This window comes from Enterobacter cloacae complex sp. IR5458, assembly GCF_049238025.1.
GTDB lineage: Bacteria > Pseudomonadota > Gammaproteobacteria > Enterobacterales > Enterobacteriaceae > Enterobacter > Enterobacter kobei.
The window spans coordinates 59,774-85,284 of the sequence record NZ_JBMKIF010000009.1; the positions used below are offsets into that span (position 1 = coordinate 59,774).

The 25,511-nt window shown below is 56.5% G+C and carries 24 protein-coding genes; 11 read left to right on the forward strand and 13 right to left on the reverse strand.

The window, feature by feature from the left end; genetic code table 11:
- Genes ACOTYN_RS09895 through ACOTYN_RS09915 form a run of 5 tightly spaced genes read left to right on the forward strand, consistent with a single transcriptional unit; the run spans window position 1 to window position 3,467 of the window.
- On the forward strand, window positions 1-723 hold the full coding sequence (locus ACOTYN_RS09895) for a DUF1365 domain-containing protein (protein WP_014883746.1): 723 nt from the start codon (window positions 1-3) through the stop codon (window positions 721-723).
- On the forward strand, window positions 720-1,940 hold the full coding sequence (locus ACOTYN_RS09900) for an SAM-dependent methyltransferase (RefSeq protein WP_014883747.1): 1,221 nt from the start codon (window positions 720-722) through the stop codon (window positions 1,938-1,940). The genes ACOTYN_RS09895 and ACOTYN_RS09900 overlap by 4 nt, the downstream gene beginning before the upstream one ends.
- The gene (locus tag ACOTYN_RS09905) at window positions 1,937-2,422 is read left to right on the forward strand and encodes a DUF2878 domain-containing protein (RefSeq protein WP_014883748.1); all 486 of its coding nucleotides are present in this window, start codon (window positions 1,937-1,939) and stop codon (window positions 2,420-2,422) included. The genes ACOTYN_RS09900 and ACOTYN_RS09905 overlap by 4 nt, the downstream gene beginning before the upstream one ends.
- Window positions 2,419-2,943, forward strand: a complete 525-nt coding sequence (locus tag ACOTYN_RS09910; RefSeq protein ID WP_047344195.1) for a hypothetical protein — start codon at window positions 2,419-2,421, stop codon at window positions 2,941-2,943. The genes ACOTYN_RS09905 and ACOTYN_RS09910 overlap by 4 nt, the downstream gene beginning before the upstream one ends.
- Window positions 2,940-3,467, forward strand: coding sequence for a DUF3833 domain-containing protein (locus tag ACOTYN_RS09915; RefSeq protein ID WP_332957555.1), 528 nt, complete (start codon window positions 2,940-2,942; stop codon window positions 3,465-3,467). Before ACOTYN_RS09910 ends, ACOTYN_RS09915 begins: the two co-directional genes overlap by 4 nt.
- Before the next feature lie 2 nt (window positions 3,468-3,469).
- Here the strand turns inward: ACOTYN_RS09915 and ACOTYN_RS09920 are convergent, their stop codons facing one another.
- Together ACOTYN_RS09920 and ACOTYN_RS09925 are read right to left on the reverse strand one after the other, a co-directional pair.
- The gene (locus ACOTYN_RS09920) at window positions 3,470-3,928 is read right to left on the reverse strand and encodes a DMT family transporter (protein WP_332957553.1); all 459 of its coding nucleotides are present in this window, start codon (window positions 3,926-3,928) and stop codon (window positions 3,470-3,472) included.
- A 3-nt stretch (window positions 3,929-3,931) separates the two neighbouring features.
- Window positions 3,932-4,366, reverse strand: a complete 435-nt coding sequence (locus ACOTYN_RS09925; RefSeq protein ID WP_014883752.1) for a DMT family transporter — start codon at window positions 4,364-4,366, stop codon at window positions 3,932-3,934.
- 95 nt (window positions 4,367-4,461) lie between these two features.
- Here ACOTYN_RS09925 and ACOTYN_RS09930 point away from each other — a divergent pair, with 95 nt between their 5' ends.
- Window positions 4,462-5,394 (forward strand): LysR family transcriptional regulator, encoded by a 933-nt coding sequence (locus tag ACOTYN_RS09930; RefSeq protein WP_332957550.1) that lies wholly within the window; start codon window positions 4,462-4,464, stop codon window positions 5,392-5,394.
- 4 nt (window positions 5,395-5,398) lie between these two features.
- On the opposite strand, the gene ACOTYN_RS09935 is transcribed toward ACOTYN_RS09930, so the two are convergent.
- A complete protein-coding gene (locus tag ACOTYN_RS09935) occupies window positions 5,399-6,427 on the reverse strand; it encodes a methionine synthase (protein ID WP_014883754.1) in 1,029 nt (342 codons plus the stop codon).
- A gap of 23 nt (window positions 6,428-6,450) precedes the next feature.
- Window positions 6,451-7,425 (reverse strand): DUF1852 domain-containing protein, encoded by a 975-nt coding sequence (locus ACOTYN_RS09940; RefSeq protein WP_014883755.1) that lies wholly within the window; start codon window positions 7,423-7,425, stop codon window positions 6,451-6,453.
- A gap of 299 nt (window positions 7,426-7,724) precedes the next feature.
- Between ACOTYN_RS09940 and ACOTYN_RS09945 the strand changes: the two genes are divergently transcribed.
- A complete protein-coding gene (locus ACOTYN_RS09945) occupies window positions 7,725-8,264 on the forward strand; it encodes a DUF2058 domain-containing protein (protein WP_032636630.1) in 540 nt (179 codons plus the stop codon).
- A gap of 7 nt (window positions 8,265-8,271) precedes the next feature.
- Here ACOTYN_RS09945 and ACOTYN_RS09950 read toward each other — a convergent pair whose 3' ends face one another.
- Both ACOTYN_RS09950 and azoR read right to left on the reverse strand, forming a co-directional pair.
- On the reverse strand, window positions 8,272-8,958 hold the full coding sequence (locus ACOTYN_RS09950; RefSeq protein WP_332957548.1) for an RluA family pseudouridine synthase: 687 nt from the start codon (window positions 8,956-8,958) through the stop codon (window positions 8,272-8,274).
- An 89-nt stretch (window positions 8,959-9,047) separates the two neighbouring features.
- On the reverse strand, window positions 9,048-9,653 hold the full coding sequence (azoR, locus tag ACOTYN_RS09955) for an FMN-dependent NADH-azoreductase (RefSeq protein ID WP_008502313.1): 606 nt from the start codon (window positions 9,651-9,653) through the stop codon (window positions 9,048-9,050).
- Window positions 9,654-9,858: 205 nt separating this feature from the next.
- Between azoR and hrpA the strand changes: the two genes are divergently transcribed.
- The gene (gene hrpA / locus ACOTYN_RS09960; RefSeq protein WP_023330363.1) at window positions 9,859-13,761 is read left to right on the forward strand and encodes an ATP-dependent RNA helicase HrpA; all 3,903 of its coding nucleotides are present in this window, start codon (window positions 9,859-9,861) and stop codon (window positions 13,759-13,761) included.
- A gap of 70 nt (window positions 13,762-13,831) precedes the next feature.
- Here hrpA and ACOTYN_RS09965 read toward each other — a convergent pair whose 3' ends face one another.
- The 4 genes from ACOTYN_RS09965 to ACOTYN_RS09980 all read right to left on the reverse strand — a co-directional run bounded on the left by ACOTYN_RS09965 (window position 13,832) and on the right by ACOTYN_RS09980 (window position 18,727).
- Window positions 13,832-14,491, reverse strand: a complete 660-nt coding sequence (locus tag ACOTYN_RS09965) for an O-methyltransferase (protein ID WP_063614536.1) — start codon at window positions 14,489-14,491, stop codon at window positions 13,832-13,834.
- Between the two features lie 102 nt (window positions 14,492-14,593).
- The gene (locus ACOTYN_RS09970) at window positions 14,594-15,973 is read right to left on the reverse strand and encodes an efflux transporter outer membrane subunit (protein ID WP_063614537.1); all 1,380 of its coding nucleotides are present in this window, start codon (window positions 15,971-15,973) and stop codon (window positions 14,594-14,596) included.
- Complete coding sequence (locus ACOTYN_RS09975; RefSeq protein WP_023330366.1) at window positions 15,970-17,052, reverse strand: HlyD family secretion protein; 1,083 nt, start codon at window positions 17,050-17,052, stop codon at window positions 15,970-15,972. The genes ACOTYN_RS09970 and ACOTYN_RS09975 overlap by 4 nt, the downstream gene beginning before the upstream one ends.
- A 22-nt stretch (window positions 17,053-17,074) precedes the next feature.
- A complete protein-coding gene (locus tag ACOTYN_RS09980) occupies window positions 17,075-18,727 on the reverse strand; it encodes an MFS transporter (RefSeq protein WP_023337255.1) in 1,653 nt (550 codons plus the stop codon).
- Between the two features lie 203 nt (window positions 18,728-18,930).
- Between ACOTYN_RS09980 and ACOTYN_RS09985 the strand changes: the two genes are divergently transcribed.
- On the forward strand, window positions 18,931-19,725 hold the full coding sequence (locus ACOTYN_RS09985) for a YdcF family protein (RefSeq protein ID WP_014883762.1): 795 nt from the start codon (window positions 18,931-18,933) through the stop codon (window positions 19,723-19,725).
- Window positions 19,726-19,779: 54 nt separating this feature from the next.
- On the opposite strand, the gene gap is transcribed toward ACOTYN_RS09985, so the two are convergent.
- The gene (gap, locus tag ACOTYN_RS09990) at window positions 19,780-20,781 is read right to left on the reverse strand and encodes a type I glyceraldehyde-3-phosphate dehydrogenase (protein ID WP_023330368.1); all 1,002 of its coding nucleotides are present in this window, start codon (window positions 20,779-20,781) and stop codon (window positions 19,780-19,782) included.
- A 189-nt stretch (window positions 20,782-20,970) separates the two neighbouring features.
- Between gap and cybB the strand changes: the two genes are divergently transcribed.
- Complete coding sequence (cybB, locus tag ACOTYN_RS09995) at window positions 20,971-21,501, forward strand: cytochrome b561 (RefSeq protein ID WP_071922258.1); 531 nt, start codon at window positions 20,971-20,973, stop codon at window positions 21,499-21,501.
- A 90-nt stretch (window positions 21,502-21,591) separates the two neighbouring features.
- Here the strand turns inward: cybB and ACOTYN_RS10000 are convergent, their stop codons facing one another.
- Together ACOTYN_RS10000 and ACOTYN_RS10005 are read right to left on the reverse strand one after the other, a co-directional pair.
- A complete protein-coding gene (locus ACOTYN_RS10000; RefSeq protein ID WP_071922257.1) occupies window positions 21,592-22,659 on the reverse strand; it encodes an oxidoreductase in 1,068 nt (355 codons plus the stop codon).
- A gap of 13 nt (window positions 22,660-22,672) precedes the next feature.
- Window positions 22,673-23,416 carry a DeoR/GlpR family DNA-binding transcription regulator gene (locus ACOTYN_RS10005; protein WP_023338309.1) on the reverse strand — a complete coding sequence of 248 codons (744 nt, stop codon included), beginning with the start codon at window positions 23,414-23,416 and terminating at the stop codon, window positions 22,673-22,675.
- Window positions 23,417-24,153: 737 nt separating this feature from the next.
- Between ACOTYN_RS10005 and ACOTYN_RS10010 the strand changes: the two genes are divergently transcribed.
- Window positions 24,154-25,491: a TolC family outer membrane protein gene (locus tag ACOTYN_RS10010; RefSeq protein WP_047344206.1), complete on the forward strand. Its 1,338-nt coding sequence runs from the start codon at window positions 24,154-24,156 to the stop codon at window positions 25,489-25,491.
- The last annotated feature ends 20 nt before the right edge of the window (window positions 25,492-25,511 follow it).

Below are 25,511 nucleotides of genomic sequence, written 5' to 3' on the forward strand. Positions count from 1 at the left end.
ATGAACAGCTGCCTCTATCACGGCGTATTACGCCACCGCCGCCTCCAGCCGAAAACCCACGAATTTCGCTACAGCGTCTTTATGGCCTGGCTGGATCTGGATGAACTGCCACTGCTGGCTGACGTCGGCGTACGGCGCAATCGCTTCGCCGCCGCCGCGTTTTATGACACGGACTATCCGCTGGGTACGCCGCTCAAAGAGAACGTCCTCAACACGCTGGAGGGGCTCACCGGAGAACGTCCCGGCGGACGAGTCATGCTCCTGACGCAGCTGCGCTATTTCGGGTTTCATTTCAATCCAGTCAACTTTTACTACTGCTATGACGAGAAGGGGACGTTGGGCTGGGTGCTGGCGGAGGTCCGCAACACGCCGTGGAACGAGCGGCATTACTATGCCGTCAACGGACAGGACGCGCAGCCGACGGAAAAAGCGTTTCACGTTTCCCCCTTCAACCCAATGGACATGATCTACCACTGGCGCTTCAACAACCCGGATAACACGCTGCATATGCACATTGAAAATCATCAGGACGCGAAGGTGTTTGACGCCACGCTGGCGCTACGCCGGGAGCCTCTGACGCGTCCGGCACTGCGTGCGTTACTGCTGCGCATTCCCCTGATGACCCTGAAAACCGTTTTCGCTATTTACTGGCAGGCGCTGAGGCTGTGGCTCAAGCGCGTGCCGCTGCATAACCATCCCGTCAGCAGGAGTGAACGCTCATGACCGATCCCGTCTTTGCGCTAGAACCCGATATCCCGCGCAACGTCCGCATTGCGCGTTGGCTGCTTTTCCGTCTGTTAAGCGGTATTCGTGGCGGCTCGCTCACGCTGCGTGAAGGGGCACAGACATTCCATTTTGGCGAGACATCCTCCGCGCTGCACGCCGACATTCAGATCCTCGCGCCCGGCGTCTACTGGCGCGTCTTAACGGGCGGGAGCCTTGCCGCCGCAGAAGCCTGGATGGATGGCGAATGGGAAACCACGCAACTCACGCCGCTTCTGGAAATCCTGGCCCTTAATGGCGAGGTGCTTGGCCGTCTGGAGAAAGGGTTCCGGCTGCTCGGTAGACCGCTGGAGCGGCTGCGCCACTGGACGCGGCGCAATTCCCGGGCCCAGGCGCGTGAAAATATTGCCGCGCATTACGACCTGGGCAATACCTTTTATTCACATTTTCTGGATAAGGAGCTGCTTTACTCCAGCGCGCTGTTTACTGCGGATGAGCAGGATCTCACGGCGGCGCAGCAGGCCAAAATGGCGCGTCTGTGCGAACAGCTGGCGCTGTGTGAGTCCGATCACCTGCTGGAAATCGGTACCGGCTGGGGGGCGATGGCGGAATACGCGGCACGTCACTACGGCTGTCGGGTAACCACCACCACGCTGTCGCAGGAGCAGTATATCTGGGCAACCGAGCGGATCGCCCGCGCCGGGTTGCAGGACCGCGTTGAGGTTCTGCTTTGTGATTATCGCGACCTCACCGGGCAGTACGACAAGCTGGTCTCGATAGAGATGATTGAAGCCGTCGGGCAACGCTATCTGCCCGTGTTCTTCCGAACCTGTCAGGCGCGGCTGCGCCCGGGTGGCCGGATGGCGATTCAGGCCATTACCATTCAGGACCAGCGCTACCGCGACTACAGCAAAAGCGTCGATTTTATCCAGCGCTACATTTTCCCCGGCGGCTTCCTGCCGAGCATCACAGCGATGAATGAGCTGATGACGCGCCATACCGATTTTGTGGTCCGTAACCTCTTTGACATGGGGCCAGACTATGCCCGCACGCTGGCCCACTGGCGGCAGCGCTTTGTTCATGCCTGGCAGGAGATTGAAAAGCTCGGCTTCGACGAACGGTTCCGCCGTATGTGGCTGTACTACTTTGGCTACTGCGAAGCCGGGTTTAACGCCCGCACCATCAGCGTGGTGCAACTGACCGCCGAACGCGTATGAGACGTTATCTTCAGGTCTTTCTGCTGGCCGTCGGGTTCGATCTTTACTGGGCGCTGGTGGTGATCTTTCGTGAGCAGGGCCTGATTATCTGGCTTGCGCTGGCGGTGCTCGCCTGCCTGTTTTTGCCGCCGGTATACCGCCTTTACGCCATCGGTCTGGCTGCAGCGGGCAGCGTACTGGATGCGCTCTGGGCGTTGACGGGGCTGATTGCCTTCACCGGCGAGTCCCTGATGCCGCTATGGATGGTGGCATTGTGGCTGATGTTCGCCACTGTCTGGACACAGCTAGCGCGCACGACCACGTTACCCGGCTGGCTTTTGACGCTGCTGGCCGCCGTGGGAGGGCCGGTGGCGTACCTGATTGGCGAGCGGCTGGGTGCTATCACCTTTCAGGAGCCGACTTTTATCGTCGTTAGCTGGATGGTGCCGGGCTGGCTGGTATTAATGCTGTTTTTCCACCTGCTGATGGGGAGACAAAAATGAGAGCAGCGGTTTTCCTCCTTTGGCTGACGATGGTGATCCCTGCGGCCCACGCCGCCGACTGGCTGGCCTGGCGTAAGGTGGGTGACGCCACGCTCACCTGGGGCCCGTTTACGGTTTATACCTCCCAGCTGCGCACGCCGGACGGTCACTACCGCGCGGCGGATCAGGATCAGGCGTTGATTATCACCTACGCGCGCGACATTGAACGTGATGAACTGGTGGAGGCCACGCGCGATCAGTGGCAGGCGCAGGGGATTTTGCAGCGGGAGCCGCAAAGCGAAGGCTGGTTACAGATGCTTCGTTCGCTGTGGCCGGATGTCCGGCCGGGCTCACAGCTGGCGTTTGTCCTCGATGATAAGCAGGGACAGTTCTGGTACCGCGCGTCAGCAACGCAGAAAAGCTTTATTCCACTTGGCCCGCGCCAGTCAGAAGCATTCAGCACGCGCTTTCTGGCCATCTGGCTCGATCCCCGCACGCAATATCCTGAACTGCGTCAGCAGTTACTTGGAGGACAAAAATGAAACGTTTCCTGATGATGGTGCTGGCATTGACCATGCTGCTGGCAGGCTGTAGCACAGAGGTGGCCGAGTATCGCCAGCAGCAGCCACGGCTTGATATCTTCGACTACTTCCAGGGGAAAACCGAAGCGTGGGGCATGGTGCAGGATCGCAGCGGTAAACAGATCCGCCGCTTTTACGTGGAGATTGCCGGGGATGTTATCGGCGATACGCTGACGCTCAATGAGCACTTCGTGTATGACGATGGCGAGAAGCAACAGCGGGTATGGCACATCCGCAGGCTGGGGAACGATCGCTACGAGGGAACGGCGGGGGATATCGAAGGGGCCGCTACGGGGCAGGCGGCAGGTAACGCCTTTAACTGGCATTACAGCATGAAGGTCAAAGCCAACGGCAGTAGCTGGCTACTGAAGTTTGACGACTGGATGTACCTGCAGGATGAGACCCATCTGTTTAATAAAACCGAGATGAAGAAATTTGGCGTCACCGTCGCCACGGTGACGCTGTTCTTTACCCGGAAGACGTGAGTCTAGTCGCGGGCGCTGTAGATTTTGCTGCTCGAGTAGATGAAATACAGCGCAATCCCCAGGCAGATAACCGCGCCCAGACGGCTCGGCGAAAAGGGAATAGCGGGATTACCCAACCAGCCAAAGTTATCTATCAACATGCTCATGGTGAGCTGGCCGAATATCACCGCCACCGTGGCGACGGCGCTGCCGATGCGCTGTACGGCAAGCACCATAATCACGATATAGGGCACGCCAAACATCGCGCCGAGGAGCTGCCATTTGGGTACGTCCAGCAGCGTGACCGCATGCTTAGGCTCAAAGAAAAATATGAGCAGGGCGGTCACCAGTGCGCCGACGGAAAAGGTCAGAAACGCGCTTTTGAATACCCCCACGCTGCTGCCGAGCTGTCCGTTAATCGCGGCCTGAATGCTCAGCGTAGCGCCGCCGCAAACGGCGAGAAGAATCATAATCAGTGTCATACGTTACCCCTGTGCGACCAGAACCAGTGCCGCAATGATGAACCCCAGTGCAATAATGCGCTTCGCATTTATCTTTCTGTGCGGCGAGCCCAGCAGACCGTAGTGGTCAATGATCAGGCTTTTAAAGACCTGACCGGCCAAAATCCCAATCATGGTCATTGCGATGCCGATGGCGGGTGTCGCAACGGTCAGGATGACCACGTACACCGGGCCGAGCACGCCGCCGAGCAACTGCCAGCCGGGCTGGGCAAAAAACGAGGGGCTGTTACGCGGGCTAAAAAACAGCATCAGTAAAAACGTCAGTGCGGCACCGACCCCAAAAATGCTGAACGTGGCCCATAAGTCGCCCACTTCGCCCCCCAGTGGCCCCAGTAATCCCGCCTCGATGGAGAGACCCATCCCTCCGGCTATCACCAGTAAAATCAACACAAACTGCATAACGCTTCCTCCGTTTTAAGGCGAAGAAGATTACGTCGGTCGTCCAGTGAGAAAAATGCCATAATGCAGGAAACACCTTTGCAGGAAATGCATTAATGTTCAATGCCAGTAATATCAACGTCCGCGCGCTGCTGATCTTTATTGAGGTCTATGAAGCGCAGAATTTCTCCGTCGTCGCGCGGCGGCAGGGGATATCAGCCTCACAGATATCGCGCGTTATTCACCAGCTTGAGGATGCCCTCGGTCAGCAGCTGTTCTACCGCAATACGCGCGCGGTGATCCCCACAGAAAGTGGTCATCTGTTTATCCGCTATGCCCGGGCGATGGTCGAAAACGTCGAAGAGGCGCGGCGTGAGCTGGATGAACGTTCGTCGGAACCATCCGGCACAATCCGCATTAATGGGCCGGTATTTTTTGGGCAGAGGCATGTTGCGCCAGGCCTGGCGGAGCTGACCGAGCGTTATCCGCGGTTAAACATTGAGCTCACGCTGACCGATGACTTTATCGACCCGCACCGGGATGCGGCCGATCTTATCTTTCGCATTGGCATGTTGACGGACTCGACGTTCCACGCCCGCATTTTTGGTCAGCAGCGTTACCACCTTGCCGCGTCGCCCGCGTATCTGCGCAAACACGGTGTGCCGGACGATCCGGCCACGCTGAGCGATCATCAATGTCTGGTCTATCGCGGTTCGTCCGGGCCTAACCGCTGGCTGGTGCGTCGCGAGGGGGAGAACTGGATACACTATCCGGTGGTGGCGCGGATGACATCCAATAATGCGGAGTCGTTGCTCACTGCCGCGCTGGGCGGGATGGGGATCGTCCTGTTTCCGGACTGGCTGATTGGCGACAGGCTCCAGCGGGGAGAGCTTGTCGCACTTCTGCCGGAAATGGCGTGTGCGATCAACACGGAGCCGCTGAACATTGCGGCGATCTATCCACATGCACGTCATCCGCCCCTGAACGTCAGGGCGGTGATTGATTATTACGTCGAACGCTTTGGTACGCCGCCGTACTGGCAAACGTAAAGGATTACGCGCCGAGCTCTTTGCGGATAATCTCTGCGCCTGCGCTGAGGGCTCTCAGCTTACCGTTTGCGACGTGACGGGAAAGGGGGGCCATACCGCAGTTGGTCGAAGGGTAAAGCTTGTCGGCATCGACAAACTGCAGCGCTTTACGCAGGGTATCGGCGACTTCCTCCGGCGTTTCAACGGTGTTCGTTGCCACATCAATCGCGCCAACCATCACTTTTTTACCGCGGATCAGCGCCAGCAGATCCATCGGCACGCGGGAGTTGTGGCACTCCAGAGAGATAATGTCGATGTTCGAGGTCTGCAGCTTAGGGAAAGCCTCTTCGTACTGGCGCCACTCAGAGCCGAGCGTTTTTTTCCAGTCGGTATTGGCTTTGATGCCGTAGCCATAGCAGATATGGACCGCAGTTTCGCACTTCAGCCCTTCAATGGCGCGTTCCAGCGCGGCGATGCCCCAGTCGTTGACCTCGTCAAAAAAGACGTTAAATGCCGGTTCGTCGAACTGGATAATATCCACGCCTGCAGCCTCTAGCTCCCGCGCTTCCTGATTGAGGATTTTGGCGAATTCCCAGGCCAGCTTTTCGCGGCTTTTATAGTGCGCGTCGTAAAGGGTGTCGATCATGGTCATCGGTCCGGGGAGGGCCCATTTGATCGGCTTATCCGTGAGCTGGCGCAGGTACTTTGCATCGTCGACGAATACCGGTTTCTGACGTGCCACAGCAGAAACCACGGTCGGCACGCTGGCGTCATAACGGTTACGAATGCGTACCGTCTGGCGGTTTTCAAAATCCACGCCGCTCAGGTGTTCGATAAAGGTGGTGACGAAGTGCTGGCGGGTCTGTTCGCCGTCGCTGACAATGTCGATTCCCGCACGGATCTGCTCATCCAGTGACAAACGCAGCGCATCCTGTTTTCCTGCCAGTAATTCCTGATCCTCTAATTTCCACGGAGACCACAGCGTTTCAGGTTGTGCAAGCCAGGTCGGCTTAGGCAGGCTGCCAGCCGTAGACGTCGGGAGCAATGTTTTCATAATAAAAGACCTATTTTGATGAATTAAAGCGTGTAGTTATCAGACCACTGCTCAAGAATGTGTTTATAAGGCTTAATAAAGTATTCTTCGGTGAATCGACCCTGTTCAATCGCCAGACGGCTTCGTTCTTCGCGGTCATAAACAATTTTGGTGAATGAGTGATCCTGCTGGTTCAGATCCGGTCGGAAGCACAGTCCCGCCGACGAGTTGGCGTTATAAATTTCCGGGCGATAGATTTTCTGAAACGTTTCCATCGTGCTGATGGTGGCGATCAGTTCAAGATTGCTGTAATCGTTCAGCAAATCACCGGTATAAAAGAACGCAAAGGGTGCCACGCTGTTTTCTGGCATGAAATAGCGCACCTTCAGGCCCATTTTGGCAAAGTACAGTTCCGTTAATGACTCGCCATCCGGCTGATACTCAATGCCAAGTACAGGATGCTGGTTGCCGGTGCGGCGGTAGGTGTCTTTGCTGGAAACGCTGAGGCAGATCACCGGTCCTTTTCTGAAGTTCTCTTTGTATTCCGGCGAACTCACAAAATGGCGGAATATGTTGCCGTGCAATTCACCAAACTTTTCCGGAACGCTGAAGTGCTGTTGGTTCTTGTTATGTTCCAGCAGCAGAACGCTGAAATCATAATCCCGCACGTAAGACGAAAAGTTATTGCCGACAATTCCCGGGATACGCAGGTTGTTTTTCTTGTCGACGATGGTGGTTTGCAATATCTCAATGGCCGGGAACGGCTTATCCGCACCAATGTTCAGATCGACGGAGATAATTTCAAGCTCAACCGCGTAGCGATCGGCGTTGGGGTTATCCCAGCGCGCCAGTGCGTTGAAGCGGTTATTGATCATCACCAGGGTATTACGCAGGTTTTCCTGACGCTTTTCTCCGCGCGCCAGGTTGGCAAAGTTGGTGGTGGTACGCGTATTTTCTGACGGGTTGTAATTCTCATCGAAGCAACTGCGCTTAAGGGTATAGGTGAAAGCTTTGCTCATTGTCGTTATGCATCCTAAGTTCATGTTGCTAAGAAGTTACCGATGCATAATTTATGCCTGACCCCGCGGCGCAGGGGAAGTGACTTAATTTCACTGCAACATGAGCGAAGTTCATGAAGCGTGATACTCGCGTGTCGCTGCCTTCTTGCCGGGTGGCGCTGCGCTTACCCGGCCTACGGTTCAGCGTCGTATATGTGCTTTGCCGTTGCCGTTAACCCGCTGTAGAGGATTGGCATTTTTTTATTTCTGTTCAATTCCCGCTATAATCCCCAAAATTTCCAACCGGTTTAGAAACGATCATGACAAAACTCACCTTACAAGAGCAGATGCTGAAAGCGGGCCTCGTTAGCAGCAAGAAAGCGGCGAAAGTGCAGCGTACGGCAAAGAAATCACGCGTTCAGGCTCGTGAGGCGCGCGAAGCAGTAGAAGAGAATAAAAAAGCGCAGATCGAGCGTGACAAGCAGCTCAGCGAACAGCAGAAGCAGGCCGTGCTGGCAAAAGAGTTTAAAGCACAGGTGAAGCAGCTGATTGAAATGAACCGCATCACCGTGGCGAAAGGCAATATCACCTTTAACTTCACTGACGGTAATCTGATCAAAAAACTCGACGTCGACAAGCAAACCCAGACTCAGCTGATCAACGGCCGTCTGGCGATTGCCCGTCTGGTGATTAACGCCAGCGGCGACTGTGAATACGCGATTATCCCGGCAGTTGTGGCCGATAAAATTGCCCAGCGTGATGCCGACTGCATTGTGTTAAACAGCGCGCTCAGTCAGGAAGAGCAGGATGAAGACGATCCCTACGCGGACTTCAAAATCCCTGACGATTTGATGTGGTAAACCGCCGTCAGAATGGGGCGGTGTGACGGGCAGTAACCGGCTCGCCGCTCACCGGATGAATAAAATTCAGCTCGCAGGCATGCAGCATCAGCCGGGGCGTGATTTCCGCCCCCGGCGCGTCAAGACCGCCATACAGATCGCAGCCCAGAATCGGGTGCCCCAGCTGCTGGCAATGAATACGCAGCTGATGGGTTCGCCCGGTTTCCGGGGTAAGCGTCACCCGCGTTAACGGCACTCCCGTTCCCTGATAAAAACGTTCCACCACCCGATAGCGGGAGCGGGCGGGTTTACCGTTAATGGCGCAGATTGACATCAGCGGGAACAGCACCGGATCTTTGGCAATCGGGGCATCTATCACGCCCTCATCGTTTTCCAGATGTCCGCAAAGCAGGGCGCTGTAAACTTTCTCCACGCTGCGCTGGCTGAACTGCTGGCAGAGCGCCGCATTGATCGCTTTATTACGCGCAATCACCATCAGCCCGGACGTGCCGAAATCGAGACGATGCACCAGCGTGCAGCCCGGGAACGTCTGAACCAGACGATAATGGACAGAATCAAGGTTTTGCGGATTTTTCCCCGAGAGGCTGAGCAGACCGGAAGGCTTATTGATCAGCAGCAGATGTTCATCCTGCCAGAGGATCTCGATGTCGTCATGACACGGTGGGGCAATAAAAGAATCAATAATCGCAGACATCAGGCCGCCCGGCTGGAGAGTGGGAGCGGATGATAACGAAATGTGGAGAAAAGAAAAACCCTCCCACCGGGCGGTGAGAGGGGGAAATCTTAGGCGGCAACCAGGCTGTCGATCGCGGCTTTCGCGTCGGTCTGCGCTTTCGTTGCCACTTCAGGACCGTAAGCGATGCCTTCCGCGAACACGAAGTTCACGTCAGTGATGCCGATGAAGCCCAGGAACAGGCTCAGGTACGGCGCAACCAGGTCGGTTGGGGTGTCTTTATGGATACCGCCGCGGCTGGTCAGTACGATCGCACGCTTGCCTTTCACCAGACCTTCAGGGCCGTTTTCAGTGTAACGGAAGGTTACGCCAGCACGCGCCACCAGGTCGAAGTAGTTCTTCAGCTGAGTAGGGATGTTGAAGTTGTACATTGGGGCGTTAATCACGATAACGTCGTGCGCCTGCAGCTCAGCAATCAGTTCGTCGGACAGGGCCAGGGCTTCCTGCTGACGCGGGCTCAGCGGAGCATCGCTCGGACGCAGCGCGCCAACCAGTTCACCGTCCAGCACAGGAATAGGGTTTGCCGCCAGGTCGCGCACGGTGATTTCGTCAGCGGAATGCTGTTCACGCCACTGTTCAACGAAATAATCAGACAGCTGACCAGACTGAGAGTACCCTGCCAGAATACTGGATTTCAACACTAATACTTTGCTCATGGGTGATTCCTGTTTTTGCATTTGATTGAAGGGGGTTGCCCCGTTGCTTGTTGACACTCTATTCACAATCCTGCCACAGAGATAGCGCAATATATCGAAGTCTATGTTCGAATTTTTTGAATAAGGCGCAGAAAGCGTCAATGTGGTACTCTATAGCAATCATTAAAAAGAGATTTTACCCGGCAGAGCACTGCCCATTAACGCTATGACAGAACACCAAAAAATCACCTTCCCGATGCTCCTGCAAAGGCTTGATGCCCTGATGCTGCGCGATAAACAGCGGTTTGCGCGTCGTCTGCACGGTGTGAAGAAGGTTAAAAATCCTGATGCACAACAGGCCATTTATCAGGAGATGGCGAAAGAGATTGAACAGGCAGCAGGGAAAGTTGTGCTGCGCGAAGCTGCACGTCCGGCAATTACCTACCCGGAAAACCTGCCTGTCAGTCAGAAAAAACAGGACATCCTGGAAGCCGTGCGCGACCACCAGGTGGTAATTGTCGCAGGGGAAACCGGTTCGGGGAAAACCACCCAGCTGCCGAAAATCTGCATGGAGCTGGGACGCGGGGTGAAAGGTCTGATTGGCCACACCCAGCCGCGTCGTCTGGCGGCGCGTACCGTGGCGAACCGTATTGCCGAAGAGCTGCAAACCGAGCCGGGCGGCTGCATCGGTTACAAGGTGCGATTCAGCGACCACGTCAGCGATAACACCATGGTCAAGCTGATGACTGACGGTATCCTGCTGGCGGAAATCCAGCAGGATCGCCTGCTGATGCAGTACGACACCATCATCATCGACGAAGCGCACGAGCGCAGCCTGAACATTGACTTCCTGCTCGGTTACCTGAAAGAACTGCTGCCACGTCGTCCGGATCTGAAAATCATCATCACCTCCGCGACCATCGACCCGGAGCGCTTCTCGAAGCATTTCAACAATGCGCCGATAATTGAAGTGTCAGGACGCACGTACCCGGTGGAAGTGCGCTATCGCCCGATTGTCGAAGAGGCGGATGATACCGAGCGCGACCAGCTCCAGGCCATCTTCGACGCTGTCGACGAACTGGGCAACGAAAGTGCGGGCGACATTCTGATCTTTATGAGCGGCGAGCGCGAAATTCGCGACACCGCCGATGCGCTCAGCAAGCGCGATCTGCGTCATACGGAGATCCTGCCCCTGTACGCGCGCCTGTCGAACAGCGAGCAGAACCGCGTGTTCCAGCCGCACGGCGGACGCCGCATTGTACTAGCGACCAACGTGGCGGAAACCTCGCTGACCGTACCGGGGATCAAATACGTGATCGACCCGGGCACGGCGCGTATCAGCCGCTACAGCTACCGCACCAAGGTGCAACGCCTGCCAATAGAGCCGGTTTCTCAGGCGTCGGCCAACCAGCGTAAAGGCCGCTGCGGTCGTGTGTCGGAAGGGATCTGTATTCGTCTCTATTCCGAAGACGATTTCCTGTCGCGCCCGGAGTTTACCGACCCGGAAATTCTGCGTACCAACCTGGCGTCCGTTATCCTGCAGATGACCGCCCTGGGGCTGGGCGACATCGCGGCGTTCCCGTTCGTGGAGGCGCCGGACAAACGCAACATTCAGGACGGTGTCCGCCTGCTGGAAGAGTTGGGGGCCATTACCACCGACGAGCAGGCTACGGTCTATAAACTGACGCCGCTGGGTCGTCAGCTCAGCCAGTTGCCGGTCGACCCGCGTCTGGCGCGCATGGTGCTGGAAGCCCAGAAGCACGGCTGCGTGCGCGAGGCGATGATTATTACCTCTGCGCTCTCCATTCAGGATCCGCGCGAGCGTCCGATGGATAAACAGCAGGCGTCAGATGAAAAACACCGTCGCTTCCACGACAAAGAGTCCGATTTCCTCGCCTTCGTGAACCTGTGGAACTATCTCGGCGAGCAGCAGAAAGCGCTCTCCTCGAACCAGTTCCGCCGCCAGTGCCGCGTGGATTTCCTCAACTACCTGCGCGTGCGCGAGTGGCAGGATATCTACACTCAGCTGCGCCAGGTGGTGAAAGAGCTGGGCATTCCGGTGAACAGCGAGCCGGCGGAGTACCGTGAAATTCATATCGCGCTGCTGACCGGCCTGCTGTCCCACATTGGGATGAAGGACGCAGAGAAGCAGGAGTATACCGGCGCGCGCAATGCCCGTTTCTCCATCTTCCCCGGTTCCGGCTTATTCAAGAAGCCGCCGAAGTGGACCATGGTGGCCGAGCTTGTGGAAACCAGCCGCCTGTGGGGACGCATTGCCGCGCGGATCGACCCGGAATGGGTTGAGCCAGTCGCGCAGCATCTGCTGAAACGCTCATACAGTGAACCACACTGGGAGCGTGCGCAGGGGGCAGTGATGGCGACCGAGAAGGTGACCGTTTATGGCCTGCCGGTGGTGGCCGCGCGTAAGGTCAACTACAGCCAGATTGACCCGGCGCTCAGCCGCGAGCTGTTTATCCGCCACGCGCTGGTGGAGGGCGACTGGCAGACGCGCCATGCGTTCTTCCGCGAAAACCTGAAGCTGCGCGCCGAGGTGGAAGAGCTTGAGCATAAATCCCGCCGTCGCGACATCCTGGTAGACGACGAGGCGCTGTTCGAATTTTACGATCAGCGCATCAGTCACGATGTGATTTCCGCCCGCCACTTTGACAGCTGGTGGAAGAAAGCCAGTAAAGAGACGCCGGACCTGCTCAATTTTGAAAAGAGCATGTTGATTAAAGAGGGGGCGGAGTCGGTCAGCAAGCTCGACTACCCGAACTTCTGGCATCAGGGCAATCTCAAGCTGCGTCTGACCTATCAGTTTGAACCGGGGGCCGATGCGGACGGCGTGACCGTCCACATTCCGCTGCCGCTGTTAAACCAGGTCGACGAGAGCGGATTTGAATGGCAGATCCCCGGCCTGCGCCGCGAGCTGGTCATTGCGCTGATTAAATCGCTGCCGAAACCGGTGCGGCGTAATTTTGTGCCTGCGCCGAACTACGCGGAAGCGTTTTTGGGCCGCGTCACGCCGCTGGAGCTGCCGCTGCTGGACGCGCTGGAGCGAGAATTCCGCCGCATGACAGGCACCACCATTGACCGCGAAGACTGGAACTGGGAACAGGTACCCGATCACCTGAAAATCAGCTTCCGCGTGGTGGATGATAAAAACAAAAAGCTGCTGGAAGGGCGTTCCCTGAGCGAGCTAAAAGAGGCGCTGAAAGGGAAAGTCCAGGAGACGCTCTCTGCGGTGGCGGACGACGGTATCGAGCAGAGCGGGCTGCATATCTGGAGTTTTGGTCAGCTTCCGGAAAGCTACGAGCAAAAACGCGGTAACTATAAGGTGAAAGCCTGGCCAGCGCTGGTGGACGAGCGCGACAGCGTGGCGATCAAGCTGTTTGATAATCCGCAGGAACAGCAGCAGATGATGTGGCGCGGGCTGCGTCGCCTGCTGCTGCTGAACATTCCGTCGCCGATTAAATATCTGCACGAGAAGTTGCCGAACAAGGCCAAGCTGGGTCTGTACTTTAACCCGTACGGCAAAGTGCTGGATCTAATTGACGACTGCATCTCCTGCGGCGTGGACAAACTGATCCACGAGGCGGGCGGTCCGGTCTGGACGGAAGAGGGCTTTGCTCAGCTTCATGAAAAGGTCCGCGCGGAGCTCAACGACACCGTGGTGGAGATTGCCAAACAGGTCGAGCAGATCCTCACCGCCGTGTTCAACATCAACAAGCGCCTGAAGGGGCGCGTGGATATGACCATGGCGCTGGGGCTGTCGGACGTGAAGGCGCAGATGGCGGGGCTGGTGTATCGTGGCTTTGTCACCGGCAACGGCTTCAACCGTCTCGGCGATACGCTGCGCTATCTGCAGGCCATTGAAAAACGTCTGGAGAAAATGGCCATCGACCCGCACCGCGATCGCGCGCAGATGTTGAAAGTGGAAAGCGTGCAGCAGGCGTGGCAGCAGTGGCTAAACAAGCTGCCGCCGGCGCGCCGCGACGATGAGGACGTGCAGGCGATCCGCTGGATGATCGAGGAGCTACGCGTCAGCTTCTTTGCCCAGCAGCTCGGTACGCCGTATCCGATTTCGGATAAGCGTATCCTGCAGGCGATGGAGCAGATCTCTGGCTAAAAGCCTTGCCCGATTTTCTCCCTCTCCCCGTGGGAGAGGGTCGGGGTGAGGGCATCAGCCCGCACAATTTTCACCCGTTCACAATCGCCAGCGTAAACCCATCCCATCCCTTAACCCCCACCGTTTGCAGCGCGGTGGCGGTTAAGCGCGGGTTATCTCCAGTCATCTCGATAAAACGCCGCACGCCCTGCACGCGCGCGTCGTCGCTTTGCCCGTTAACGACTTCACCCTCGCGCACCACGTTATCGCCGATAATTACCGTACCGGGACGGGAATAGTGCAACGCCCACTCCAGATAGCCGGGATTGTTCGGCTTATCGGCATCAATAAAGATCAGGTCGAACGGCGGAACGTCACCAAAATTTTCGAGCGAGCTCAGCGCCGGGCCTTCAATCAGTTCAATGCGATCGTTCAGCCCCGCGAGGTGAATATTCTGACGCGCAACGTCGGCATGACTCGGGTCGGCCTCGAGCGTAATCAGCTTTCCGTCCGGCGGCAGGGCGCGCGCCATCCAGATTGAGCTATAGGCACCCAGCGTCCCGATCTCGAGAATGCGTCTTGCCTGCGTCATGCGCACGAACAGCGCCAGCAGCTGCCCCTGATTGGCCGCCACGTCGTGTTCGGGCAGCCCGGCGCGCTTGTTGTTTTCCAGTACCTGACTCAGTATGTCATCGTCAGGGATCAGCGAAGAAATCATGAAATTATCTACTGCAGAACACTGTTGTTGCATAGATTGACTCCTTGGGAAGGATTGCCGGGTGGCGGCTACGCCTTACCGGGCCTACGGGTGCGAAATCCAGGACCGGTAAGCGACGCGCCACCGGGCAGGATTTCAGGCACTGCCCCAGCCGCCGCCCAGCGCCCTGTATAAATCAATCTGCGACAGCAGCAGGTTATTTTTCACCTGCACGACGCTGGTCTGGACCGAGAACAGCGTGCGCTGCGCGTCCAGCACGTCCAGATAGGAAGAATAGCCGTTGCGATAGCGGTTCTGCGCAATGCGCAGCGTCTCCTGCGCCACATCCTGCTGGGCGAGTAGCTCCGTCAGCTGTTCCTGATAGCGCGTAATGGCATCAAGGCTGTTGTTCACTTCCGCAAACGCGTTACGCACGGTTTTTTCATAGGCGTACAGCGCCTGGTTACGCTGGGACTGGGAAATATCCACCTGCGCATTCAGCGCCTGGCGGTTCAGCAGCGGGGCAAGAATACTGCCCCCGGCGCTCCAGAGCTGAAGCGGATTGTCCAGCAGGCCAGAAAGGGTACGATCCTGAATCGATCCGGTGGCGGTCAGGTTGATCGATGGCAGCAGGCTGGCGCGCGACGCGGCAAGGGAGGCATCCGCCGCCACCAGCTGGCGTTCGGCCTGAACGATATCCGGCCGACGGTTCAGAAGCGTGGAAGGCAGCTGCGACGGCAGCTTCAGCGGCGTCAGCGCCGCAAAGCTTTCGCTGCGCGCTACCGCGCCGGGATTGCTTCCCAGCAGCAGGCTAAGCGCATTTTCCTGTTGCGCAATCTGATGCTGTAACACGGGCACCTGCGCCCGCGTTGAACGTAATTCGGAGTCAGACTGCATCAGCTCCAGGCGCGAACTGTAGCCGGTTTCAAACTGACGTTTCGCGAGGTTAAACGCCTCTTCGCGGGACTTCAGCGTGGCTTCGGTCACGCGCAGCTGTTCGTCAAGTGAGAGCAGGGTGACGTACCCGGAAGCCACGGACGAGGCGACGGTCAAATCCGCGGCGGCAGCGGCGGCTTTTTGCGCCTCCAGCGACGCCTGAGCGGCATTCGCCGTGCTGCGGTTGACGCCCCAGATATCAACGTCGTAGCTCGCCGTCAGGCTGCCTCTGTACACCGTACCGTAGACGGGCAACCCGGTCGCAGCGGATTGCGAACGGGCGCGCGTCCCCGTGACGCCCGCGTCAAGTGAGGGAAACAGGCTGCCGTCGGCCGCAAAGACCCGCGCCTGATACTCGTTTATCCGTTCGCGGGCGATCAACACGTCACTGTTATTCTTAAGCGCCTGGTCCACATAACGGTTCAGGTGGTTGTCATGAAAATTACGCCACCAGAGCTGTTCCGTCGGGCTGGCTGGCCCCGAGGTGGCCCGCCATTGCGCAGGAATGTGCAGCGTGGGCTGCGCCGGTTTGACGTCGACGGACTGGCATCCGGCCAGCATCACCGCCACGACCAGTCCGGCTATCGGACGCAGGATCATGGTTTCGCCTCCCGCGTATCAATTGTTACCTGCACCGACATGCCCGGACGCAGCAGGGCGGATTCCTCTGGCTTACCGAGTACCTCAATGCGCACCGGAATTCGCTGGGCAATTTTGACAAAGTTACCGGTGGCGTTATCCGGCGTGATCGCACTGAATTCCACGCCGGTTGCGGGAGAGATGCTCTCCACGCGGCCCTGATACGCTTTGTCGTTCAGGGCATCGACGGTGAATTTCACCGGCTGACCGACGCGCAGCTCCGCGAGCTGGGTCTCTTTGATATTGGCAATAACCCAGTGCTGGGGTGGCACAAGAGTGGTGAGATGGGTCCCGGCGGTCACATACGCCCCGAGACGCACGGCAATCTGCCCCAGCTGGCCATCACGTGGGGCCACAATGCGGGTGTTTTGCAGATCGATCTGCGCCAGCTCCAGCGCCGCTTTGGCGTTTTCAACGTCCGCCTCCAGCGCCCCACGATTGACAATCACCGTCTGCAGATCCTGACGCGACATCTCAAGCGTTGCTTTCGCCTGGTCGATATCGGCGCTGCCCTGAGCCGCGCTTGCCAGGGCGGCATCGCGTTCGCGAACGGAAAGTGACCCATCCGCCGTCAGATCCTTCACGCGCTTCAAATCCGCCTGGGTTTTCAGGCTCTGAGCGCGGGCATTTTTCAGCGCGGCTTCATTTTTGGCAATCGTCGCTTCGGCGCTTTTACGCTGCTGCAGGTTATTATTCAGGGCGGCAATTTTCATCGCCAGCTGCGCCTCGGCCTGATGCACCCGCTGACGGTAGATGCGGTCATCAATCTGCAGCAGCAGATCGCCTTTTTTGACCTGCACAAAGTCCTGAACCTTCACCTCTGTGATATAGCCATTCACCTGCGGGCTGATAAACGTCGTCTGTCCCCGCACGTAGGCATTGTCGGTAAACTGCACGTGTCGGGTAAAGGGCGGTAACTGCCAGGCGTAAAGGATCACCAGCACGCCGACAAGACCGATGGCAGCGGCGGTGAAAACGGAAACAATGCGCACATTTTTGCGGGTGTTGGCCTGCTCTTTGGCGGCATCCTGCTGACTCATAAATTCTCCAGAACTCTTTCAATTACTTGTTGCCGGTGGCGTTCTTCAGCGCCATACGGGCAGTGATGCGCAGACGCAGCAAGCGCCATAAAATCCAGACCAGCGTGGCAGCAGCGATACTTGCCGTCAGAAGATAAGTATCGTTGTAAGCCAGAATGTTTGCCTCAAGGGCGGTGACGCTTTGTAGTTGGGTAATCGCCTGAGTCCCCAACAGCGAACTGTCGCCGATCAGGCTTTTATACATCTGGGTATAAAGCTGAATGCGTTCGTTGACCAGCGGGTTGAGCGTGGTGAGCTGGTCTGCCAGCAGGCTGGAGTGGTACTTCTCACGCCAGGTCTGGAAAGTACCGAGGATCGCCGACCCGAGCAGACCGCCGAGGTTCTGGCTCATGCCAAACATGACCGAGAAGCTGACCAGATTACGCGGGTCGGCGATCACTCCGCCAATGGCGGCCAGCATGGCCGGGGCGAGGAAGAAAGCGCTACCGAAGCCCAGCAGGAACTGGCTGACCATCAGCTGGTCCGGGCGGGTCAGGTTATTGGACTGGCTGTCCAGCAGCGAGGCAATGATCATCAGCGCCAGGGAGGTGATAATCGGCCACGCCAGTTTTGTGGGCTTGATGGTGAGACAGCTGGTGACGATCCCGCAGACGATCCCGGCGAAAATGGACCACGCCAGATGGGTCATCTGCTCATTCTGTAATCCCACATACTGTAACCAGCCAATCACCCCGGTATTTTGCTCCGCCAGCACGATGCGGATCAGCAGCATAATCAGTCCCAGACGGACGATGCTGCCGCTCGACAGCCAGCGGGTATTCAGCAGTGGGTTAGTGCGGTTATGTTCAAAGACGATGGCGGACACAATCAGCACCAGCGATAACGCCAGCGACCAGCCGATCCACGGCGCTTCAAACCACCAGTCCAGACGTCCCAGCGACAGCACCGCGCACAGCAAGGCCATGCCCGGCGCCAGCAGAAAGAAGGTGACAAAGTCTTTCTTCTCAAAGACCTTGCGCCGGTCGCCCGGCGGCAGCTTCAGCGCGATCACGCAGGCCAGGGAGATCAGCGCCAGCCCCAGTTCAAAGAAATACAATCCGCGCCACTCGTCAAGCTGGAGCAGTTCAGTCGAAAACAGCCGCGCCAGCGGAATGGCGAGTGACGAGCCGGTAATACCGATGGTCAGCGCCTTCAGGCGATGTTTCGCCGGCCAGGCCTGGATCTGGTAGTAAATCCCCAGCGAACTGAGCGCGGCGGCCACCATCCCGTGCGCGGCGCGCACCATCAGCGCTGAGCTGAGATCGTTAACAAACAGATGGAAAAAGGTGACCAGCACATACAGCACCAGAAACCCTTCGGTGAAGGCGCGCAGACCGTACTGCTGGCGGAATTTGACCAGCAGCAGGTTGATGGAGATGTTGGTCATCACATAGACCGCGGGCAGCCAGGCGATTTCCGTTGACCAGGCGCCGAAGGTGCCCTGCAGGTTTTGCAGATTGGCGGTCACCACCGCATTACCCAGCGCCCCCGTCAGGCACACCAGCAGGCCCACGACGCCGTAGGCAATCCGTTTGGGCGTGCTGTGTTCAGGTGTGGAAGGCGACCCCAGCAGAGCGGGTTTCTCATGTGGCTGCCACTCGCGAGGAGCATAAGGATCGCGTTCGGGCAGGCGCATAACGTTGTTTACCTTAGAAATAATGGAAAAATGTGTCGACTGGCGATTCTACGTCTGCCGCAAATGATAATTCAAGTGAATATGATTTACGCATGTTAATCAAATGTTGAGAGGGCTTTTAAGGAAAAAGAGCGGCACAGCACCGCCGTTGTGTTGATAAGTCGAAGTCGCTACCCTGAGGTAACACTGAGGAGGAGTTCACCATGGTTCAGCCCCATTTCCCCGTCCTGCCGGACGCTACGCTTACGGCCATCAATACTGTCGGTGAATGGCTGGCGCAGGACGATCTCCGCGGCACGTCTCAAACCCCGGATGTTGATGGGGTGATTCTGGCAGGAAACGCGGTGATCCCGACCATTGAAGCCGCCTGCCGAATTGCCGCAGAAAAGCAGGTTCCGCTGCTGATTAGCGGCGGTATCGGCCACTCGACAACGTTTTTGTATGATGCGATCCGTCACCACCCCCGTTATCACCCACTGCCGGTGTCCGGGCGGGCGGAAGCAAGCATTCTTGCCGACATTGCGCGGGAGTTCTGGCAGATCCCCGAGTCGCGCCTGTGGGTTGAAGATCGCTCCACTAACTGCGGAGAAAATGCCCGATTTAGCTGGAACATGCTGAAACAGCACCAGCGAACAAGCGGACGAATGCTGGTGGTGCAGGATCCGACGATGCAGCGCCGTACGATGGCGACATTCGCCCGCGTTTGCCGCGATGAGCCCGTTTCTCCGCAGTGGATTAGTCACCCGGGAATGACGCCAATACTGCAAAACGGCAAAAACGGCGTGGTATTTAGCGAGGGTAACGCAGGGCTGTGGGCCGTTGAGCGTTACCTTTCGCTGGTGATGGGGGAACTGCCGCGTCTGTATGACGATGAGAACGGCTATGGCCCGGCCGGGCGGGATTTTATCGCGCACGTCGAATTCCCTGAGGCTGTCACCGAAGCCTGGAAACAGCTTCAGCAGGATCCGGTCCTGAAGGTGGCGCGTAAAATCATCTGAGCACGGGGCAATCCCCTCGCCCCTTTGGGGAGAGGGTCAGGGTGAGGGGGAATTTCACAGCGCGGCGAACTTATCCAGCGTACGCACCAGCTGCGTCACGAAACCATACTCGTTGTCATACCACGCGACGGCCTTCACCAGTTGCAGGTCTCCCGCTTCCGACACCTCCGTCTGTGTGGCGTCGAATACCGAACCGTAGTGCGAACCAATCACGTCTGACGACACAATTTCATCATCGGTATACCCGAACGATTTATTCCCCTGTGTCGCCTTTTTCAGCGCAGCGTTGATCTCCTCAACGGTAACTTTCTTGCCAAGAATGGCGACCAGCTCGGTGACGGAGCCGGTTTTTACCGGCACGCGCTGCGCGTGGCCTTTCAGCTTGCCGCTGAGCGCAGGGATCACCAGGCCGATGGCTTTTGCCGCACCGGTCGTGTGCGGAATAATGTTCTCAGCTGCTGCCCGCGAGGCGCGTAGATCTTTCCCGCGCGGTCCATCGACCAGCGCCTGGGTGCCGGTGTAGGCATGGATGGTGGTCATGGTGCCCACTTTTATTTCAAACGCATCGTGCAGGGCTTTTGCCAGCGGGGCCAGGCAGTTGGTGGTGCAGGACGCGACGGAAATAATGGTGTCACTGGCGTTAATCGTGTCGTCATTCACGCTATAGACGATGGTTTTCATGTCACCTGCAGGTGCCGAAATCAGCACTTTTTTCGCACCTGCGTCCAGATGTGCCCGGGATTTCTCTTCAGAGGTGTAGAAGCCGGTGCACTCCACGACAATATCCACCCCCGCCGTTTTCCATGGAATATGCTTTGCCTCTTTCTCCGCGTATACCGCAATGGTCTTACCGTCGACGATCAGCGCATCTTCAGTGAAATCTACGCTCCACGGGAAGCCACCGTAGTTGGAATCATGTCTGAGCAGGTAAGCCAGCACTTTCGGGGAGGTGAGGTCGTTGATGGCGACGACAGTATTACTGTCCTGAGTTTCAAGAAGGCGGCGCAGAACAAGGCGTCCAATGCGTCCGAATCCGTTAATGCCAATTTTACTCATTGTGTTCTCCTGTGAACATGTCGATACGACAGTTTGAACTCATCCAGGCTTAGACCATCACGGACAGGGCGGCAATTGAAGATACTTCATCCGCAGGGAAGTGACTGAAAAGTAATACAGAAAAGTTAATGAATTTTTAAGGAAAGGAGATTATGTTGGCGCGGTGACTGTTTTTTTTCAGGAAATCCCATGCGTACTAAATATTCAAGCCTGCAGATTGCGATTCACTGGCTGGTGTTTTTGTTAGTTGTCGTCGCCTACTGCGCGATGGAGTTTAGAGGCTTTTTCCCGCGTACCGATCGCCCGGTGATAAACATGATCCACGTCTCCTGCGGGATCTCGGTGCTGGTGCTGATGGTGGCGAGATTGCTCATCCGCCTTAAATATCCCGCACCGCCTATTCAGCCGAAACCCAAAGCGATGATCACCGGTATGTCGCACCTTGGGCATCTCATCGTTTATCTGCTGTTTATTGCGCTGCCGCTGATTGGCATTGTGATGATGTATAACCGCGGAAACGACTGGTTTGCCTTTGGCATGCTGATGCCGCATGCGGCGGAAGGGAATTTTGATCTGGTGGATGTGCTGAAGGAGTGGCACGAGACGCTGGCCAATCTCGGCTATTTCGTGATTGGTCTGCACGCGGCGGCAGCGCTAATGCATCACTATTTCTGGAAAGACAATACGCTGCTGCGCATGATGCCGAAAAAGCGTCAGTAGTCTTTTCGCCCGGCGGCGCTTCGCTTGCACGGGCCTACAAACGGCTCAAACTCGTAGGCCGGGTAAGCGCAGCGCCACCCGGCTTGTTTTTTAACCCAGCAGCGCACGCTCTTCAGCCGTTAACGCCAGCGTCTGCGTTGTCCCGGTCTCTGATGATTTCACCGCCGCTTCCAGCACAGCCATGACCGCTAATGCCTCGACAGGGTGAACAGGGTGGGGGATTTCCCCGCGCAGCGCATCACGCACGTGGATGTAATACTGGCGCTGGTCGCCTTTCGGCGTGACAACGGTCTGCGTTGCACCGTCTGCCCCGAAGAACATCATGCTGTCGCTGTCTTCTCCCCAGGTTTCGCTGCCGGGGATCACACCCGCAAGCAGTTGTGCTTCCTGCTGATCGATTCTGGCCTTCACCACGCTGCCTTTATCCCCGTGAACGGTAAAGCGCGCCGTCCCGCCAGCGACCAGCATGCTGGCGTGCAGAATAACCTTGTGCGCCGGGTAATTTAAAACCACGTGCGCCCAGTCGTCGATCTCCGCACCCTCGCGCAGCGTCGCGATATTCCCCTGAACCGACTCAGGCAGGCCAAACAGCTGTAGCGCCTGGTCGATCAGGTGCGGCCCCAGGTCAAACCACAGACCGCTCCCGGGAACGTTCTGCTCGCGCCAGCGCACGCGGACTTCCGGACGGAAGCGGTCAATATGCGACTCCAGGTGCTTGACCTTGCCGAGCGTGCCTTGCGCAATAATCTGTTGAATGCCGAGGAAATCGCTGTCCCAGCGGCGGTTATGAAAAACAGAGAGCAGAAGCTGTTTTTCTTCCGCCAGCGCGATCAGGTCGCGGGCTTCCTTCATGTCGAGGGTAAAAGGCTTATCCACGACGACATGTTTCCCGGCGTTCAGGGCCAGCGTAGCCAGCGGGGCGTGAGTGGCGTTAGGCGAGGCAATCACCACCACGTCGATATCAGGATGCTGAATAGCCTCTTCCGGTGTCGCGACCACAAGCACATCCGGAAGATCGCGTTTTACCTTCTCTTCATCACGGGAAGAGACCACCGCCAGCCTAAGCCCGTCCACGGACTGGATCAGCGGAGCATGGAAGGTTTTACCCACAAATCCATACCCGATCAGCGCAATGTTGATTGTTTGAACTTTACTCATGACCTTCTCCACGTTATTGCGCGCATACCGTGACCTGTAATGCGCCAGGGTCCCCAAGCTCAGGCCAGGGACGATCTAAAAAGAGTTGATGAATGTCGGATAACCCCGAAACCAGATACGGTTCACAGCGGTTAACTTTCAGATGGTCGGCCACGATCCAGTGTTCATGGCTTGCGGCGAGCATCGCACGTTTCACCTCAGCATCGGCCTCTTTACCGGCACTCAGGCCGAGTTCGGCATGAATGGCGCAGGCCCCAAGAATGGCGATATCTGCCCGATAGCGGGAGAGCAACGACAACGTGGCGCTTCCGGCAAACAGGCGCTGTTTCGGGTCCCATTTCCCGCCGAGCAGGATCAGATCAATGTCTTCCCGGTCGCTAAAATGCTGGGCGATGTCCAGCGAAGTGGTGATCACGGTGTGAGGCCCCTGAAGAAAGGTCGCGACGGCCATCACTGTGCTGCCGGCATCCAGAAAGAGGGTGGAACCGGCTGGAACCGCCTGCGCGACCTGTTTCCCCAGGCGTTGCTTGGTTTCAGGCAGCAGCGTGTTGCGGCCCTGACGATTCATGGCGGAAAGATTAAGGGCGATAGCGCCACCGTGGTTCTTCTGGGCCAGCCCCTGATTTTCCAGGTCGGTGAGATCCCGACGGATGGTATCTGCTGAAACCTGCAGCTTTTCTGCCAGCTCAGTAATGCTGGCCTGACCTTGATCGCTCAAAATATCAAGGACATAACGTTGACGTGCGGTCTTGTGCATGGATGCACTCCTGCAAAATGTCGCAATAATTCGCATAATACAGCATTTTTGCGCAGAGGGAAGCAGGGGAATGGGTAAGCGGTCGGGAGGTGCAGTCATTCCGGTAGGTGATTATTACATTTGTATTAAGCAGATATCATTAAGCCGTTTTGAATGTTAACCACAGTGTTATTGTTATGTTTTATTTAATGATTTGGGTTATGTAACCATTATAATACCATTGTACGGAATAAAGCTCTGTAAATAAGATTTATAATGGCGTTTAATCTCTTACTTTAGTTTTTTAATGGATTTTTATTTTGGCGTGAGGTCGGCAATGACTTAAATTGACACTTCTTTGAAAATCTTTGTGTCTGACGCTCTTCGAAATTAACGCAAAAATGTACAGAGAGCAGATTAGGAATTTTCCTTAAATAACAGAGGGTTTATATGTTTCATTTGAAATGCCCTTTTTATGGTTTTGTCCAGAAACCCCATCTTTTTTCTTATTTGTAACACCACATTAACATTGTGGGTGTAGTGGCCTATACCACATTTTGTTATGCTGCAAATCAGTTTAAGAAATAAGTAAATTCTTAATTGAAATAAGACGACGGACTTTCTCACTTCCAATGGAAATGGGTATGGGGGAGTTTTACCTGAAATTCAGTGAGGACGCTAAAGAAGATATTTGTCTAATTATCTATACCTCTTTTTGGGTAATTGCCTGAGTTTGGCTCAGAGTCAGGGAGATAAAAATGACGATATTGCGAAAGCCTATGTTACGCCGATTTACAACAGCACTGGCATTAATTTCATTCGCCATAAATACGGCTTATGCCAATAGTCACCAGGCAGGGATTGCCGCAGTGGCAAAGACGACCTTAAAAGAAAGTATTCTTTTTGCTATCGATCGCGATCCCTCAATTAGTCAGCAGGCCGCGCAATTAGGTATTGGTCAGGCGCAAATAGATGAAGCGCGTAGCGGCTGGATGCCACAAATCGCGTTGAACGGGAGCACGGGTCATAGCCAGACCACCGATTCCAGCGGATCGCTGAAGAATTCTGCGGCCTGGGGGATTAGCCTGACCCAGCTGCTGTACGATTTCGGGAAAACCAATAACAGCATCAGCCAGTCTTCCGCCCAGCGCGATAGTTACCGCTACCAGCTGATGAGTACGCTCTCTGAGGTGGCGGAGAAAACGGCACTCAGCTACGTGGAAGTTAAACGCTATTCCGATCTGCTCCAGGCGGCAAAGGACAACGTTCAGGCGCTTAAAAATGTTGAGCAACTGGCAAAACTGCGTGCGGATGCAGGGGTGAGCTCCACCTCCGATGAACTGCAGACCCGCACGCGTATTGCTGGCATGCAGGCAACGGTTGCGCAGTATAACGCCGCCTTAAACAGCGCCCGCGCAAGGCTTGCGGTCTTAACCGGGATGCAGGCTGACGCTTATTCGCCCGTGCCTGCGAACCTCGCCGTTGAGCCTGATTCGCTTAACCGCATTGATTATTCCTTGATACCCACGGTGTTAGCGGCGCAGAACCGGGAGCGTTCGGCCCAGTACGGCGTGGAAACGGCGAAGTCCCAGCACTGGCCGACCTTAAGCCTGAAGGGGGGGCGTACCCGTTATGAGTCGGACAACCGTTCTTACTGGGACGACCAGATCCAGCTCAATATTGATGCACCGCTTTATCAGGGCGGCGCGGTCTCCGCACGTGTGCGTCAGGCAGAAGGCGCACGGGCTATGGCCTCTTCTATGGTTGATCAGGCTCGCTTCGATGTTCTGCAAAAAGCCTCCGTTGCGCAGGCTGACTGGACCGGTGCACGGGGAAGAATGGAAGCCGGTAAGCTGCAGCTGGAAAATGCACTGCGTGCCCGTGATGTTTATAAAAATGAATACACCCTGAGCAAGCGGAGTATTAATGATTTGCTCAGCGTTGAGCAGGATGTCTGGCAGGCCACGTCGGCAAAAATAATCGCTGAGTATGATGGGTGGAGTTCGGCAATTAATTATGCTTCCGCGGTTGATAATTTAATGTCGCTTATTGGAATAGAGAAAAACGCTGCCGCAAAATTACCCGATTTGAGTTAAAAACAGACGCGCATAGCTGC

What these genes read in the sequence shown, in the direction of transcription:
- ACOTYN_RS09895 (WP_014883746.1), top strand. Translation starts at nt 1, where the DNA reads ATGAACAGCTGCCTCTATCACGGCGTATTACGCCACCGCCGCCTCCAG.
- ACOTYN_RS09900 (WP_014883747.1), top strand. Translation starts at nt 720, where the DNA reads ATGACCGATCCCGTCTTTGCGCTAGAACCCGATATCCCGCGCAACGTC.
- ACOTYN_RS09905 (WP_014883748.1), top strand. Translation starts at nt 1,937, where the DNA reads ATGAGACGTTATCTTCAGGTCTTTCTGCTGGCCGTCGGGTTCGATCTT.
- ACOTYN_RS09910 (WP_047344195.1), top strand. Translation starts at nt 2,419, where the DNA reads ATGAGAGCAGCGGTTTTCCTCCTTTGGCTGACGATGGTGATCCCTGCG.
- ACOTYN_RS09915 (WP_332957555.1), top strand. Translation starts at nt 2,940, where the DNA reads ATGAAACGTTTCCTGATGATGGTGCTGGCATTGACCATGCTGCTGGCA.
- ACOTYN_RS09920 (WP_332957553.1), bottom strand. Translation starts at nt 3,928, where the DNA reads ATGACACTGATTATGATTCTTCTCGCCGTTTGCGGCGGCGCTACGCTG.
- ACOTYN_RS09925 (WP_014883752.1), bottom strand. Translation starts at nt 4,366, where the DNA reads ATGCAGTTTGTGTTGATTTTACTGGTGATAGCCGGAGGGATGGGTCTC.
- ACOTYN_RS09930 (WP_332957550.1), top strand. Translation starts at nt 4,462, where the DNA reads ATGTTCAATGCCAGTAATATCAACGTCCGCGCGCTGCTGATCTTTATT.
- ACOTYN_RS09935 (WP_014883754.1), bottom strand. Translation starts at nt 6,427, where the DNA reads ATGAAAACATTGCTCCCGACGTCTACGGCTGGCAGCCTGCCTAAGCCG.
- ACOTYN_RS09940 (WP_014883755.1), bottom strand. Translation starts at nt 7,425, where the DNA reads ATGAGCAAAGCTTTCACCTATACCCTTAAGCGCAGTTGCTTCGATGAG.
- ACOTYN_RS09945 (WP_032636630.1), top strand. Translation starts at nt 7,725, where the DNA reads ATGACAAAACTCACCTTACAAGAGCAGATGCTGAAAGCGGGCCTCGTT.
- ACOTYN_RS09950 (WP_332957548.1), bottom strand. Translation starts at nt 8,958, where the DNA reads ATGTCTGCGATTATTGATTCTTTTATTGCCCCACCGTGTCATGACGAC.
- azoR (WP_008502313.1), bottom strand. Translation starts at nt 9,653, where the DNA reads ATGAGCAAAGTATTAGTGTTGAAATCCAGTATTCTGGCAGGGTACTCT.
- hrpA (WP_023330363.1), top strand. Translation starts at nt 9,859, where the DNA reads ATGACAGAACACCAAAAAATCACCTTCCCGATGCTCCTGCAAAGGCTT.
- ACOTYN_RS09965 (WP_063614536.1), bottom strand. Translation starts at nt 14,491, where the DNA reads ATGCAACAACAGTGTTCTGCAGTAGATAATTTCATGATTTCTTCGCTG.
- ACOTYN_RS09970 (WP_063614537.1), bottom strand. Translation starts at nt 15,973, where the DNA reads ATGATCCTGCGTCCGATAGCCGGACTGGTCGTGGCGGTGATGCTGGCC.
- ACOTYN_RS09975 (WP_023330366.1), bottom strand. Translation starts at nt 17,052, where the DNA reads ATGAGTCAGCAGGATGCCGCCAAAGAGCAGGCCAACACCCGCAAAAAT.
- ACOTYN_RS09980 (WP_023337255.1), bottom strand. Translation starts at nt 18,727, where the DNA reads ATGCGCCTGCCCGAACGCGATCCTTATGCTCCTCGCGAGTGGCAGCCA.
- ACOTYN_RS09985 (WP_014883762.1), top strand. Translation starts at nt 18,931, where the DNA reads ATGGTTCAGCCCCATTTCCCCGTCCTGCCGGACGCTACGCTTACGGCC.
- gap (WP_023330368.1), bottom strand. Translation starts at nt 20,781, where the DNA reads ATGAGTAAAATTGGCATTAACGGATTCGGACGCATTGGACGCCTTGTT.
- cybB (WP_071922258.1), top strand. Translation starts at nt 20,971, where the DNA reads ATGCGTACTAAATATTCAAGCCTGCAGATTGCGATTCACTGGCTGGTG.
- ACOTYN_RS10000 (WP_071922257.1), bottom strand. Translation starts at nt 22,659, where the DNA reads ATGAGTAAAGTTCAAACAATCAACATTGCGCTGATCGGGTATGGATTT.
- ACOTYN_RS10005 (WP_023338309.1), bottom strand. Translation starts at nt 23,416, where the DNA reads ATGCACAAGACCGCACGTCAACGTTATGTCCTTGATATTTTGAGCGAT.
- ACOTYN_RS10010 (WP_047344206.1), top strand. Translation starts at nt 24,154, where the DNA reads ATGACGATATTGCGAAAGCCTATGTTACGCCGATTTACAACAGCACTG.